This window comes from Kosakonia sp. AG348, from assembly GCF_003337365.1.
Taxonomy (GTDB): Bacteria; Pseudomonadota; Gammaproteobacteria; order Enterobacterales; family Enterobacteriaceae; genus Kosakonia.
Window position 1 is genome coordinate 18,081 of sequence record NZ_QPJR01000003.1, and the last position, 13,072, is coordinate 31,152.

General features: G+C 54.9%; 11 protein-coding genes and 1 riboswitch. Of the genes, 7 read left to right on the top strand and 4 right to left on the bottom strand.

All coding sequences use genetic code 11. From position 1 onward, the window contains the following. The first annotated feature begins 136 nt into the window (after positions 1-136). Positions 137-1,000 carry a 23S rRNA pseudouridine(2604) synthase RluF gene (rluF, locus tag DFO56_RS07140; protein WP_045511681.1) on the top strand — a complete coding sequence of 288 codons (864 nt, stop codon included), beginning with the start codon at positions 137-139 and terminating at the stop codon, positions 998-1,000. On the opposite strand, the gene DFO56_RS07145 is transcribed toward rluF, so the two are convergent. Further along, entirely contained in the window at positions 1,001-1,273 is a 273-nt protein-coding gene (locus DFO56_RS07145; protein WP_017459411.1) for a DUF3811 domain-containing protein, read from the bottom strand. A 247-nt stretch (positions 1,274-1,520) separates the two neighbouring features. Between DFO56_RS07145 and DFO56_RS07150 the strand changes: the two genes are divergently transcribed. Both DFO56_RS07150 and DFO56_RS07155 read left to right on the top strand, forming a co-directional pair. Then, entirely contained in the window at positions 1,521-1,832 is a 312-nt protein-coding gene (locus tag DFO56_RS07150; RefSeq protein WP_045511683.1) for a type II toxin-antitoxin system HigB family toxin, read from the top strand. After that, positions 1,829-2,263 (top strand): type II toxin-antitoxin system HigA family antitoxin, encoded by a 435-nt coding sequence (locus DFO56_RS07155; RefSeq protein WP_045511685.1) that lies wholly within the window; start codon positions 1,829-1,831, stop codon positions 2,261-2,263. Before DFO56_RS07150 ends, DFO56_RS07155 begins: the two co-directional genes overlap by 4 nt. A 36-nt stretch (positions 2,264-2,299) precedes the next feature. Here the strand turns inward: DFO56_RS07155 and panS are convergent, their stop codons facing one another. Together panS and rtcR are read right to left on the bottom strand one after the other, a co-directional pair. After that, complete coding sequence (panS, locus tag DFO56_RS07160) at positions 2,300-3,241, bottom strand: ketopantoate/pantoate/pantothenate transporter PanS (protein ID WP_045511687.1); 942 nt, start codon at positions 3,239-3,241, stop codon at positions 2,300-2,302. Positions 3,242-3,492: 251 nt separating this feature from the next. Continuing rightward, positions 3,493-5,079, bottom strand: coding sequence for an RNA repair transcriptional activator RtcR (gene rtcR, locus DFO56_RS07165; protein ID WP_045511689.1), 1,587 nt, complete (start codon positions 5,077-5,079; stop codon positions 3,493-3,495). A 470-nt stretch (positions 5,080-5,549) separates the two neighbouring features. Here rtcR and DFO56_RS07170 point away from each other — a divergent pair, with 470 nt between their 5' ends. Genes DFO56_RS07170 through DFO56_RS07180 form a run of 3 tightly spaced genes read left to right on the top strand, consistent with a single transcriptional unit; the run spans position 5,550 to position 8,708 of the window. After that, positions 5,550-6,692 carry a slipin family protein gene (locus DFO56_RS07170; protein ID WP_045511691.1) on the top strand — a complete coding sequence of 381 codons (1,143 nt, stop codon included), beginning with the start codon at positions 5,550-5,552 and terminating at the stop codon, positions 6,690-6,692. Further along, on the top strand, positions 6,682-7,908 hold the full coding sequence (locus DFO56_RS07175) for an RtcB family protein (RefSeq protein ID WP_045511693.1): 1,227 nt from the start codon (positions 6,682-6,684) through the stop codon (positions 7,906-7,908). The genes DFO56_RS07170 and DFO56_RS07175 overlap by 11 nt, the downstream gene beginning before the upstream one ends. A 14-nt stretch (positions 7,909-7,922) precedes the next feature. Next, positions 7,923-8,708: a nucleotidyltransferase domain-containing protein gene (locus tag DFO56_RS07180; protein WP_045511695.1), complete on the top strand. Its 786-nt coding sequence runs from the start codon at positions 7,923-7,925 to the stop codon at positions 8,706-8,708. Positions 8,709-8,764: 56 nt separating this feature from the next. Here the strand turns inward: DFO56_RS07180 and lysC are convergent, their stop codons facing one another. Then, the gene (lysC, locus tag DFO56_RS07185) at positions 8,765-10,114 is read right to left on the bottom strand and encodes a lysine-sensitive aspartokinase 3 (protein ID WP_045511697.1); all 1,350 of its coding nucleotides are present in this window, start codon (positions 10,112-10,114) and stop codon (positions 8,765-8,767) included. Between the two features lie 91 nt (positions 10,115-10,205). Then, a riboswitch (Lysine riboswitch) is annotated at positions 10,206-10,431 on the bottom strand. 753 nt (positions 10,432-11,184) lie between these two features. Between lysC and pgi the strand changes: the two genes are divergently transcribed. Further along, positions 11,185-12,834 carry a glucose-6-phosphate isomerase gene (gene pgi, locus DFO56_RS07195; protein ID WP_045511699.1) on the top strand — a complete coding sequence of 550 codons (1,650 nt, stop codon included), beginning with the start codon at positions 11,185-11,187 and terminating at the stop codon, positions 12,832-12,834. The last annotated feature ends 238 nt before the right edge of the window (positions 12,835-13,072 follow it).

Sequence of the window (13,072 nt, forward strand, 5' to 3'; positions counted from 1 at the left end):
GCGTACCGTGCCTGCGGGCACGGTAGCTAAAACCCACACTTTTACTGCGTAACTGCACAAATTTGATTTGGCGCGGCGAAAATCCGGTTTTCTCTCCCGGCGAAGCCAGTTATATTCCGCTTTTACAGGAGAATTTATGCTGCCAACCCAATCAACACGTTTAAACAAATACATCAGCGAAAGCGGGATTTGCTCACGCCGCGAGGCTGACCGTTATATTGAGCAAGGCAATGTCTTTATTAATGGTAAACGCGCCGGGATCGGCGATCAGGTGGTTGCCGGAGACGTTGTGAAAGTGAACGGTCAACTTATCGAGCCGAGAAACGACGAAGATCTGGTGTTTATCGCGTTGAATAAACCCGTTGGTATTGTCAGTACCACCGAAGATGGCGAAAAAGACAATATTGTTGATTTCGTTAATCACAGCAGCCGTATCTTCCCCATCGGCCGTCTGGACAAAGATTCGCAGGGACTGATTTTCCTCACTAATCACGGCGATTTAGTGAACAAAATCCTGCGCGCTGGTAACGATCACGAGAAAGAGTATCTGGTGACCGTCAATAAGCCCGTCACTGACGAATTTGTGCAGGGTATGAGCGCGGGCGTGCCGATCCTCGGCACCAAAACCAAAAAGTGCAAGGTAAAAAGGGAAGCGCCATTTACCTTCCGCATTACGCTGGTTCAGGGGCTGAACCGCCAAATCCGCCGCATGTGTGAATACTTTGGCTATGAAGTCACCAAACTTGAACGCACGCGCATTATGAACGTCAGTCTCACTGGCTTGCCGCCGGGGGAGTGGCGTGATCTGACCGACGACGAGCTGATTGCGCTGTTTAAGCTGATTGAGAACTCATCGTCAGAAGCGAAGCCGAAAGCAAAAGCGAAACCGCAGGCAGCGAAAAAGCCCGCAGTAAAAGTGGCGAAGCCCGAAGAGAAAAGCCGAGCGAAACCGGCGGGGAAACGCTTTACCCAGCCGGGCAGGAAAAAGAAAGGGCGCTAGTTAGCGCTTGCCACGCGTTGAGGTGTTTGCCGACCAGGAAAATGTGGCATTCTCATCCGGTTTATAAGCCTGCTGTTTCTTCATCTGGCGGGCTTTTTTCGCTGCCGCTTCGCGCTGCGCCATCAGTTTATCGATGTACTCCTTCTTCACATGATTAGCTTCAGCGTTGCTGAGCGGGCGTCCGTGCGCGATACGGGCGCGATCCAGCAGCGTTTTCAGCTCCCGCTGTTCACTCTCCGTCATCTCTTTTTGCGTCAGTCTGGTCAGGGCCATAAAGCGTTCTCCTTGGGAAGTGTATCGAGTCTACGCGATGTAAAGGGGCATGTCTGCGTGGTGATGCATAAACCCCGGAAGGCGCTTCGCAGATTTGTTTTTGGGCGGGTGACTTTCCTGTATTGCCCTATAGGGTGACGCACTTACGGTAAGAGGTTTAAGTCGGTAAATACGGCTAATGTTTCCATCTTGTCAACACATTCAAGGGCAGTTATGATGTTTCCATAATGGAACGTGTGAGGGAGCGATGCACGTTATATCAAGGAGGCCGTTCGATAACGCGGCTAAAGATTTTCCAAACCACACGCTTGCGCTGGACGCGGTTTACAAAATCCTGAAAAGCACTGTTTACCAGAATCCAGACGCGTTGCGAGAAGAGTTCCCAAGCCTGGACAAGATGATATACAGGGATAAATGGTGGGTTATCAATGTCGGTGGCAACCATTTGAGGGTGCTGTTTTTCGCAGACTTTGAATCAGCAAAAATATTTGTCAAACATATCGTGACCCATGCCGAGTATGACAAATTGATAAGACATTATCGGGAGACCAAAGAATGATTGAGGATGCGATCAAGGCTGCTGACGAGCTGGTGAAACTGGTGCCTTTTTTGGGAAATAACCCCGGCAAAGAGGAGTATGAGCAAGCGCTGGAGATGGTTGAACGGTTGCTCATGCATGCGCCGGATAGCTCCCTGGCCGCGCTGCTTACCGCAAAAATAGAGCACTATGAAAATAACGACCCGGAGCTGGCGGCGTTTAACGCGCGTATCGCGGCACTGCCACGCGGCGTTGCCGCTTTACGGGTTTTGATGGATCAGCACGGATTAAATCAGTCTTCGTTTCGGGATGAAATCGGCCAGCGCTCCCTGGTGAGCCGCATTCTTAATGGCGAACGCAATCTGACTGTCGACCATATCCGAGCGCTGGCGAAACGCTTTAATGTGTCGACCGACGTGTTTATTGAGCCAGCCCATCACATCGCGGGGTGAGTGAAATGGCTGTGGCGGCAGCCATTTCTTGTAAAGTTAACCCTCTTTCACCGCTTCCGTTTTACGCCCGTCGACCGGTTTGCCCGACCAGTAGCCTGCCAGCAGCGAACCGGAAAGGTTATGCCACACGGAGAACAGTGCGCCAGGCAGCGCGGCGAGCGGTGAGAAGTAGATTTTACCCAACGCCGCAGCGAGGCCTGAGTTCTGCATACCCACTTCAATCGCCAGCGTGCGGCAAGTGGATTCATCAAAGCCGAACAGACGACCGCCCCAGTAGCCACCGAGCAGACCAATGCTGTTGTGCAGGATCACCGCGACAATCACCACCAGGCCAACAGAGGCGATGTAGTTCGCGGAACCGGCGACCACGGCGCTAATGATCGCCAGAATACAGACCATGGAAAACGCGGGCAGCCAGGGCTCCAGCGCGTTAACCACGCGCGGGAACAGGTGGTGCACAACTAGCCCCAACGCAATCGGGATCACCACAATCTGCAGGATGCTTAACAGCATGCCCATCACATCGACCTGAATATGCGCATCGACATACAGACGCGTCAGCAGCGGCGTGGCGACAACGCCCACCAGCGTAGAAACCGAAGAGATGGTGACCGACAGCGCGACATCACCTTTTGCCAGATAAATCATCACGTTTGATGCCGTTCCGCTGGCGACGCTACCGACCAGTACCATCCCGGCGGAGAGATCCGGCGGCATCTTAAAAATCAGCGCCAGTAGCCATGCCGCCAGCGGCATCACCAGATAGTGCAGGAAAATACCGGCAGCAACCGGAGCCGGGCGTGACAGGACGCGTTTGAAGTCATCAATTTTTAAGTGCACGCCCATGCCAAACATAATCAGCATCAGCAGCGTGGTAATCCACGGCCCAATGGCGATAAACGTTGGCGGGAAATAATAGGCGAATACCGAGAGCAGCAGCGCCCATAACGGGAACAGCCGCGTGAAAGTTGCGAGCATGTGGGGATTCCTTGCGATTGTTGTGTTTTTATTACCCTTCACTCTTCAGGCTACAGGTGCGCTGGCGAAGCCAATAGCGTCCGTAATTTCTGCACCGGTAACCTGGCAGTCTCACCCCGGGGATGAGCGCTGTTCGCAACGGTTCTGCAACCCGAATGAATGAGGGTATTTAAGGAGGGGATCGAGCCCGACCATTGGTATTGTTTATCGCGCTAAGGAATATTATTCAAACAAATTATGATGAAGATCTTTTATGTTGCGCCGCGTACGCTTTCCCAGCTCAGCCCGAAGCGGGCCAGGTATTTGCGCAGACGATCCGCATCATTCGGGTTGGCCTTTTTCTGCCGGGAAATGGCGAACAATTCACGCCCTGCTTCTGAAAGCGTCTGGCTGCGCCGACAGACGGCAATCACCGTTTCTAACTGGCGTTGATCGAACAGATCCAGCTTGCTGATATCCACCGGCAAGTCAGGCAATGCTGATTCCCCACGCCAGTGATGCGCTAAACGCTGCACCTCCTCTTCGACTAACGCGTCGTTAATCCGCCCCTGTTCCGCCAGCGTTGCCATTCGCGCGACTGACGTGCTCAGTTCGCGAAAGTTGCCGCGCCACGCCGCGTGGGGAGAACAGGCGAAGTCCAGATAGCGCTCGCGTGCGCCCTTATCAAAGCGGATTTGCGTCTGCTGCTGCTGTGAAAAACGCTGGAGTTCATACTCAATGTTCGGGGCGATATCTTCCCGCCGCTCCGCCAGACCCGGCAGCGCGAACGTCCACATATTGATACGCGCAAAGAGATCTTCCCTGAAACGTCCTTCCGCCACCCACTGCTGCATATTCCGGTGCGTGCCCGCAATCAGTTGAAAATCACTGTGCACTTCTTTATCGGATCCAAAGGGGAAAAAAGTCTTCTCTTCAATCGCTTTCAGCAGCATCGCCTGCTCATCCAGCCCCAGCTCGGCAATCTCATCGAGGAACAGCACGCCGCCATCGGCTTCGCGCAGCAGGCCGGTACGTGCCTGTTGCGCGCCGGTGAATGCACCTTTCACATGGCCAAATAGCGTCGACATGGCATTATCACCGCGCAGCGTGGCGCAGTTCACCGCCACCAGACGCCCCTGCACCAGATGTCGGGACTGGCGTAACTGAAAGATGCGTTTTGCCAGAAACGATTTTCCCGCACCGGTTGGCCCGGTCAGCAGAATGGGCGCAGTCGAGCGCAGCGATACGCGTTCGATTTGCTCGATTAAGCGGTTAAAGGTGGCATTACGCGTATCAATGCCGGATTTCAGAAACGACACCGACTGCTGCTGTTCGCGCTGAAAACGGCTGGTCAGCGTGGCGTAACGGCTTAAATCCAGATCGATAACCGAACAGACGCCGGCAGCTATTGCTTCGTCAGCAGCGCCTTTCGGCGCCGGGCCGGTCTGCAACAGGCTGGCGGGCAGATAACGGGCTTCGGTCAGCAGGAACCAGCAGATCTGCGCGACGTGCGTCCCGGTGGTGATATGCACCAGGTACTCTTCATTTTCCGTATCGAACGGGTAACGGGTAGCGAAATCGAGAAACGCGGCATACACCTCTTCAAAATCCCACGGATCTTTAATCATCACCGCATGTTTGCGTACCTCGGTATGTGGCGAGACGAGGGCAATGTCCTCCGCCGTCTGTTGCGCCAGCCCTTCATCGCGCGGCTGGTGCAGCAGCTCAAGCCTGTCGACAGCGAAATCCGGCTGCTGGCATAAGCCCACGGTGGGTCGCCATTTGCGAAAGCGGTTTTGCCGTTTACCACGTTTATCCAGCACCGTTCCCAGTACACCAATCACCACCCGACGCTTCATGTTTATCCCATAAGATAAAAATTGATATTAAAAGATAAAAAATAATCATCGCTGCCGCAATGCCAGTAAACCATGTGAAAAATAAAATAATTATTTTTCAGGTGGATAGAGAATTTATTTGCTTTTTTCGGATTCTGGCACGCTTCTGGCAATAACTATTACGTCAGCACGCTGAGGTAGCAGGGGTTACGCACCCCGCCGGCGCACCAGGAACGGCACGAGACGTTTTCCGGGGGGCGTTCCGTCAGTGGAAAGACACTTGCGAAAAGTCGGTTCTTTTTCGGGTTCGAATCCCGGATTCGCCACCTTATCTGTGGAGATAAACAGGCAGTATCCCGGTAGTCGGGCTGTTGACGATTACCCCCAACGACCGCCGGTAACGGCGCCGGACGGCAGGCAAAACGTTGTTTCCCCTGCGGTTTCGCCCCTGCATCCGCGGTCGTTAAGGCTAACTATTTAAGGAGATCGTTATGACCAACAAAATCACAATACGTAAAGGTCAATTAGGTTTACTGGCAAAAGAGGGTGACTACATTCAGGTTCTGGAAACCGGTGAGCACCGCCTGCTGTGGTTCAACAAACCCGACGTGCTGGTGGTGAATACCGATGGCAGCGAAGTGGCTGCTGGTCTGGCGGAGTATTTGCGCCGCTTCCAGCCGCAGTGGGTGGAGCGTTACTGCCTGGTGGCCGATATGGCAGATAACGAGGCCGGTGCGCTTTATCTCAACGGCATGCTGCTGGAGATCCTGCCGCCTTCAACGCGCCGTCTTTACTGGCAAGCGGATGACGCGCTGAAACTGGTACGCATCGATACCCGCGATGTACAGGTCCCCACGGAGATCCTTAACGCCGTGGCGCAACCCAAACGCAGCGTAACGGTAAAAGGTCGCGACGCGATCCTGGCGGTGCAGGTTCCGGCCTGGCACGCGGGCGTTTTAAAAGTCGATGGCGTGACGCAGGCGCTGTTACCGGCGGGATTGAGCGGCTACTGGAAAGTAAACCATCTGGTGGAAGCCGAAGTGGTGGACTTACGCCTGCAAGTACTGGAAGTGAGCGGCCAGGAGATCCTGACCAAAGATAAAGTCACCTTACGGCTGAACCTGGCGGCGAACTGGCGTTACACCGATGTATTAAGCGCCTTTGCTCAACTGAGCAAACCGCTGGATCACCTCTACCGCGAATTGCAGTTTGCCCTGCGTGAAGCCGTGGGCACGCGCACGCTGGATGAGTTGCTGGAAGATAAGCAGGTAATCGATGAGTTAGTGAGCGTGCAGGTGGCAAATAGCATGGCGGCATTTGGTATTGAAGTGGCGTCGCTGGGGGTGAAAGACATCATCCTGCCGGGTGAGATGAAAACGATCCTGTCGCGCTTAGTGGAAGCGGAGAAATCAGCGCAGGCCAATGTTATCCGCCGTCGTGAAGAGACCGCAGCAACCCGTTCGTTGCTGAACACGGCAAAAGTGATGGAGAGCAACCCGGTGGCGTTGCGACTTAAAGAGTTAGAAACGCTGGAGCGTGTGGCGGAGCGCATCGATAAGATCTCGGTCTTCGGTGGCTTAGACCAGGTATTGCACGGCCTTGTTAACATCAAAGGAAGTCATGATGCAGCATAACGACTATCAACTGCTGGCACAGGAGAACAGCGCGCCGGTGAAAATGTGGACGCACGGCGTGCCGGTGGAACCCGAAGCGCGTGAGCAGTTGCTGAATACGGCAAAAATGCCGTTTATCTTCAAACACCTGGCCGTGATGCCGGATGTCCATCTGGGGAAAGGTTCAACCATCGGCAGCGTTATCCCGACTAAAGGGGCGATTATCCCGGCGGCGGTTGGCGTGGATATCGGCTGCGGCATGATTGCCGTGCGCACCTCGCTGCTGGCGGCGGATCTGCCGGATAACCTCGGCGGGCTGCGCAGCGCCATTGAGCAGGCGGTGCCGCACGGACGTTCGGTGAACCGGTCGAAACGTGATAAAGGCGCGTGGGAAAACCCGCCGCAAGAGGTGGATAGCCACTGGGCGTTGCTTGCGCCGCGCTTTAAGCGCCTGACGGATAAATACCCGCGCTTGTTGCAAACCAACAACCATCAACATTTGGGAACGTTGGGAACCGGTAACCACTTTATCGAAGTGTGTCTGGATGAGCAGCAACGCGTGTGGGTGATGTTGCACAGCGGCTCGCGCGGCGTGGGTAACGCCATCGGTAACGTGTTTATCACGCTCGCGCAGCAGGATATGCAGCAGCATATCGCCAATTTGCCGGACCGAAACCTGGCCTATTTCCAGGAAGGCAGCAAGCACTACGACGACTATCTGGAAGCGGTCGAGTGGGCGCAGGATTTCGCCCGCCATAACCGTGAAGTGATGATGTCGCGCGTACTGGCGGCGCTGTCGCGCATTGTGACCAAACCGTTTATCACCCGGCAGGAAGCGGTGAATTGCCACCATAACTATGTGCAAAAAGAGACGCACTTTGGTGAAGAGGTGCTGGTGACGCGTAAAGGCGCGGTTTCCGCGCAAAAAGGGCAGGTGGGGATTATTCCCGGCTCGATGGGCGCGAAAAGTTTTATCGTGCGTGGGCTGGGAAATGAAGAGAGCTTCTGCTCATGCAGCCACGGAGCAGGGCGCACCATGAGCCGTACAGCGGCCAAAAAACGCTTCACCGTGGAAGATCAAATACGCGCCACTGCGCATGTAGAGTGCCGTAAAGACAGCGAGGTGATCGATGAGATCCCGATGGCTTACAAAGATATCGACGCGGTGATGGCCGCGCAGGACTCGCTGGTGGAAGTGGTACATACCCTGCGGCAGGTGGTGTGTGTGAAAGGATAAGAAGGAGAGTAATCATGGAATCTTTAGGCGTTGATGTCGCCATGCGTGGGCGCGTGCGGCAGGTGTTACACGATGTAGAACACACCTACGGCGTGAAAGTGCTCTACGCCTGCGAATCCGGTAGCCGCGGCTGGGGTTTCGCTTCGCCGGACAGCGATTACGATGTGCGCTTTCTGTATGTGCATCAACCGGACTGGTATCTGCGCGTCGAGCCGCAGCGTGATGTGATAGAACTGCCGATAGACGATGAGCTGGACGTTTGCGGGTGGGAGTGGCGCAAAGCGCTGGGGTTGCTGAAAAGCGCTAACCCGGCCTTAATCGAATGGTTAGATTCCCCGATCGTTTACCAGCAGGATGATGCCACGCTCGCCGCGTTGCGTGTGCAGGTGCCGCACTGGTTTTCGCCGGTCAGAGCGCGCTGGCACTACTATTCGATGGCGAAAAAGAACTTTCGCGGCTATTTGCAGGGTGAACAGGTTCGGCTGAAAAAGTACTTTTACGTGCTGCGTCCGCTGCTGGCGGTGCGCTGGATAGAAGCGGGTAAAGGCATGCCGCCAATGCGTTTCGCTTCGTTGCTGGCAGGCAGCGATCTTGACGCGCCATTACGGGCGGAAATTGATGAGCTGCTGGCGTTAAAGCAACGGGCAGGCGAAGCGCAATACGGTGCGCAACGTCCGCTGATGCATGCATTTATCGGCGATGAGCTGGCGCGCGGCGAAATCGCAGATGCGCTGCCGGAAAGCCGCAGCGGCAAAGTCAGCGATCTCGACGCGTTGCTGTACCAGACGGTGATGGCATAAGAAAAAAGCCCGGTGATTCGCCGGGCTTTTTGCTCTCATCCGCAAACGGGGAGGAATTACTCAAACAAGTTATGATGCAGTTTTTGCACCACTTGCTCGGCCTCTTTTCCGGGTACAAGGAAGCAGAGGTTATGGCTGGATGCGCCATAGCAAATCATGCGGATATTAAACGGGTCCAGCACGCCAAACACCTCTTTACCCACGCCGCAGGCTTTCGACAAATCGTTGCCGATAATCGCCACCAGCGCTAAGTCTTCTTCCACTTCCACCCGGCACAGAGAAGAAAGCTCGGTCAGCAGCGCCTGGGTTAATAAGGTGTCGCCGGTTGACGTTGAACCGGTGGTGTCCAGCGTCAGCGCTACGCTCACTTCCGAGGTGGTGATCAAATCAACCGAGATATTGTGACGCGCCAGGATGCCAAACACTTCGGCAAGAAAACCGCGTGAGTGCAGCATGTTCAGGCTGTGCAGTGTGAGCAGGGTCTGCTTGCGGCGCAGCGCCAGTGCGCGGAACAGCGGCGGGTTGCTGGTGTTGTTGCACACCAGCGTGCCACCGGCTTTCGGATCTCTGCTGGAGCCGACAAAAACCGGAATGTCGCTGCGTACTGCGGGCAACAGCGTGGCGGGGTGCAGCACTTTCGCGCCAAAAGTCGCCATCTCTGCCGCTTCTTCAAAGGCGATCTCGTCAATGCGTTTCGCGGCGGGCACCACGCGCGGGTCGGTGGTGTAAATGCCCGGAACATCGGTCCAGATATCCACGCGTGAGGCATGCAGCGCTTCGCCCAGCAGCGCGGCGGTATAATCGCTGCCGCCGCGACCAAGCGTGGTGGTACGGCCTTTGGCTTCGCTACCGATAAAGCCCTGGGTGATCACCAGCCCTTCATTCAGACGCGGCGCGAGTTGCTGCCCGGCAAGTTCCGCCAGTGCGGCGACATCCGGTTCAGCGCGGCCAAAACGGTCGCTGGTGCGCATCACTTTGCGTACATCAAACCACTGTGCCTGTACGTTGCGTTCGCGCAGCACTTCCACAAACAGCAGTGTCGACATCAGCTCACCATGACTGACCAGTTCGTCGGTCAGCGCGGTGGATGTCGCCAGCGATGCGGCTTCGGCAAGCGTGGTGATATTTTCCAGCAGGCGCTCGATCTCTTCGCGGATCACCGCCGGGTTCGCCAGGCGTTCCAGAATATCGAACTGAATTTTGCGGATAGCGTCGAGCTTGACGAAACGCTCGCTGGCTTCCAGCCCTTCGGCCAGCGCAACCAGCAGATTGGTTACCCCTGCGGAAGCGGAAAGCACCACCAGACGGACGCTGGTATCGGAAAGCACCACGTCCGCACTGCGGTTCATGGCATCAAAATCGGCAACGCTGGTGCCGCCAAATTTGGCGACAACGAAACTAGTCATAACAACCTCGTGTCAGGGGATTCTCTATTCAGCCATGGCACAAGGAAAGAGCGAAAAACGGGGTGGGCGCAGAGCGATAAACAGCTACGATTTCCCCAGAAGTGCTCCACCTTGTCTGCCCGCTTTCCGTAACGTCTGCGGACATGAAACGTTCGACTGCGAACGCTTCTGGTGACAACCCAGGGGATTCAGCCCCTGTAGCCGATAACGCACGCTGCCAGGCGTTTTGTTATCTCGGCGTTACTCCCCCTCAGGTGTTTTCATCAGCCTGGCGCTTCGAACACCGTGTGCCTGGGTAACGCGCCTCTTCTGGCAATGTTTACCTTTGCCTTTCACGCTGCAGCGGTGTTGGCTGCCTTCACTTACCCCGGTCACTTACTTGTGTAAGCTCCCGGGGATGCGCTCAGTTGCCGCCTTGCTGCAACGTGAAATGCTTTGGTAAGGATTACCTTCGCCTTCACGCCGCATCGGTGCTGGCTGCTTTCACTTACCCCGTCACTGACTTATGTAAGTTCCCGGGGATGTGCTCAGTTGCCGCCTTGCTGCAACGTGAAATGCTTTGGTAAGGATTACCTTCGCCTTCACGCCGCATCGGTGTTGGTTGCCTTCACTTACCCCGTCACTGACTTGTGTAAGCTCCCGGGGATGCGCTCAGTTGCCGCCTTGCTGCAACGTGAAATGCTTTGGTAAGGATTACCTTCGCCTTTCACGCCGCAGCGGTGCTGGCTGCTTTCACTTACCCCGTCACTGACTTATGTAAGTTCCCGGAAATGTGCTCAGTTGCCGCCTTGCTGCAACGCGAAATGCTTTGGTAATGCAAACCCGCGCATGCGCGGGTAGTGCGTTTATAAATAAAGGGTTAGCGGGCATGCTGTCAACGACGGGATTATGCGGATTTTTCATGCTGCATTGGTCGTCAGTAAAATGACTTATGTTGTGCTCAAATTCGGCGATTTTTGGTCGTTATTCGCCCGCGTGTACGGCGAGCCGGCACAAAAACCATCACAATTTTCCCCGGCAGGCGCTACAATCGACGGCAGTCACAATTCTCAAATCAGAAGAGTATTGCTATGAAAAACATCAATCCAACGCAGACATCTGCCTGGCAGGCATTACAGAAACACTACGCTGACATGAAGGACGTCACTATCGCGGATCTGTTCGCGAAAGAGGGCGACCGCTTTAGCAAATTCTCCGCAACCTTCGACGACCTGATGCTGGTGGATTTCTCCAAAAACCGCATCACGCAAGAGACGCTGGACAAACTGCTGGCACTGGCCAAAGAGACCGATCTGGCGGGTGCGATCAAATCCATGTTCTCCGGTGAGAAAATTAACCGCACCGAAGATCGCGCCGTGCTGCATGTCGCGCTGCGTAACCGTAGCAATACGCCGATTATGGTGGATGGCAAAGATGTAATGCCGGAAGTCAACGCGGTGCTGGAGAAGATGAAAGCCTTCTCTGAAGCGATCATTTCAGGTAGCTGGAAAGGTTACACCGGTAAACCGATCACCGACGTGGTGAACATCGGTATCGGCGGTTCCGACCTCGGCCCTTTCATGGTGACCGAAGCGCTGCGCCCGTACAAAAACCACCTGAACATGCATTTCGTCTCTAACGTCGATGGTACACACATCGCCGAAGTGCTGAAAAAAGTGAACCCGGAAACCACGCTGTTCCTCGTGGCGTCCAAAACCTTTACCACCCAGGAAACCATGACCAACGCCCACAGCGCGCGCGACTGGTTCCTGAAAACCGCCGGTGACAATAAACACGTGGCGAAACACTTCGCGGCGCTCTCCACCAACGCGAAAGCGGTGGGTGAGTTCGGCATCGACACCGCGAACATGTTTGAATTCTGGGATTGGGTTGGCGGCCGCTACTCTCTGTGGTCGGCGATTGGCCTGTCTATCATCCTCTCCGTCGGTTACGACAACTTTGTTGAGCTGCTCTCCGGCGCGCACGCGATGGACAAGCACTTCTCCACCACTGAGCTTGATAAAAACCTGCCGGTGCTGCTGGCGCTGATTGGTATCTGGTACAACAACTTCTTCGGCGCTGAAACCGAAGCGATTCTGCCGTACGACCAGTACATGCACCGTTTTGCCGCTTACTTCCAGCAGGGCAATATGGAGTCCAACGGTAAATACGTTGACCGTAACGGCAACGCGGTGGATTACCAGACTGGCCCGATCATCTGGGGTGAGCCGGGCACCAACGGTCAGCACGCGTTCTATCAGCTGATTCACCAGGGCACCAAAATGGTTCCGTGTGATTTCATCGCGCCGGCTATCACCCATAACGCGCTTTCCGATCACCACCAGAAACTGCTGTCGAACTTCTTTGCGCAGACCGAAGCGTTGGCGTTCGGTAAATCCCGCGAGGTGGTCGAGCAGGAATATCGCGATCAGGGTAAAGATCCGGCAACGCTTAACCACGTTGTGCCGTTCAAAGTGTTTGAAGGCAACCGCCCGACTAACTCTATTCTGCTGCGCGAAATCACCCCGTTTAGCCTGGGCGCGCTGATTGCGCTGTACGAGCACAAAATCTTCACCCAGGGCGCAATCCTTAACATCTTCACTTTTGACCAGTGGGGTGTGGAACTGGGTAAACAGCTGGCGAACCGCATTCTGCCGGAGCTGGGCGATGACAAATCCATCTCCAGCCACGACAGCTCAACCAATGGTCTGATTAACCGCTACAAATCCTGGCGCGGTTAAGCCACATAAGCGTCGCTTCGGCGGCGCTTTTTTTTACCGATTATATTTATTCCTGCAAGGTTATATTGCGCGAGGATTTCGCCCGATATATATAAGCAATTCCGATATCGATATTTTAAAGCTAAATTACGGGGATTATTCCTGGTTCGCTGTTTCTATATCTATCATCAGGTTTATCTGAAAAACGCTACAGGTGGATAAGCGGCGGCTATAAATTTTAGGACTAGCCTTATTGTGT

Bases quoted from the DNA above. Each gene is read 5' to 3' on its own strand.
- pgi (WP_045511699.1), top strand. From the start codon at position 11,185: ATGAAAAACATCAATCCAACGCAGACATCTGCCTGGCAGGCATTACAG.
- DFO56_RS07170 (WP_045511691.1), top strand. From the start codon at position 5,550: ATGACCAACAAAATCACAATACGTAAAGGTCAATTAGGTTTACTGGCA.
- DFO56_RS07175 (WP_045511693.1), top strand. From the start codon at position 6,682: ATGCAGCATAACGACTATCAACTGCTGGCACAGGAGAACAGCGCGCCG.
- DFO56_RS07145 (WP_017459411.1), bottom strand. From the start codon at position 1,273: ATGGCCCTGACCAGACTGACGCAAAAAGAGATGACGGAGAGTGAACAG.
- DFO56_RS07150 (WP_045511683.1), top strand. From the start codon at position 1,521: ATGCACGTTATATCAAGGAGGCCGTTCGATAACGCGGCTAAAGATTTT.
- DFO56_RS07155 (WP_045511685.1), top strand. From the start codon at position 1,829: ATGATTGAGGATGCGATCAAGGCTGCTGACGAGCTGGTGAAACTGGTG.
- DFO56_RS07180 (WP_045511695.1), top strand. From the start codon at position 7,923: ATGGAATCTTTAGGCGTTGATGTCGCCATGCGTGGGCGCGTGCGGCAG.
- panS (WP_045511687.1), bottom strand. From the start codon at position 3,241: ATGCTCGCAACTTTCACGCGGCTGTTCCCGTTATGGGCGCTGCTGCTC.
- rtcR (WP_045511689.1), bottom strand. From the start codon at position 5,079: ATGAAGCGTCGGGTGGTGATTGGTGTACTGGGAACGGTGCTGGATAAA.
- rluF (WP_045511681.1), top strand. From the start codon at position 137: ATGCTGCCAACCCAATCAACACGTTTAAACAAATACATCAGCGAAAGC.
- lysC (WP_045511697.1), bottom strand. From the start codon at position 10,114: ATGACTAGTTTCGTTGTCGCCAAATTTGGCGGCACCAGCGTTGCCGAT.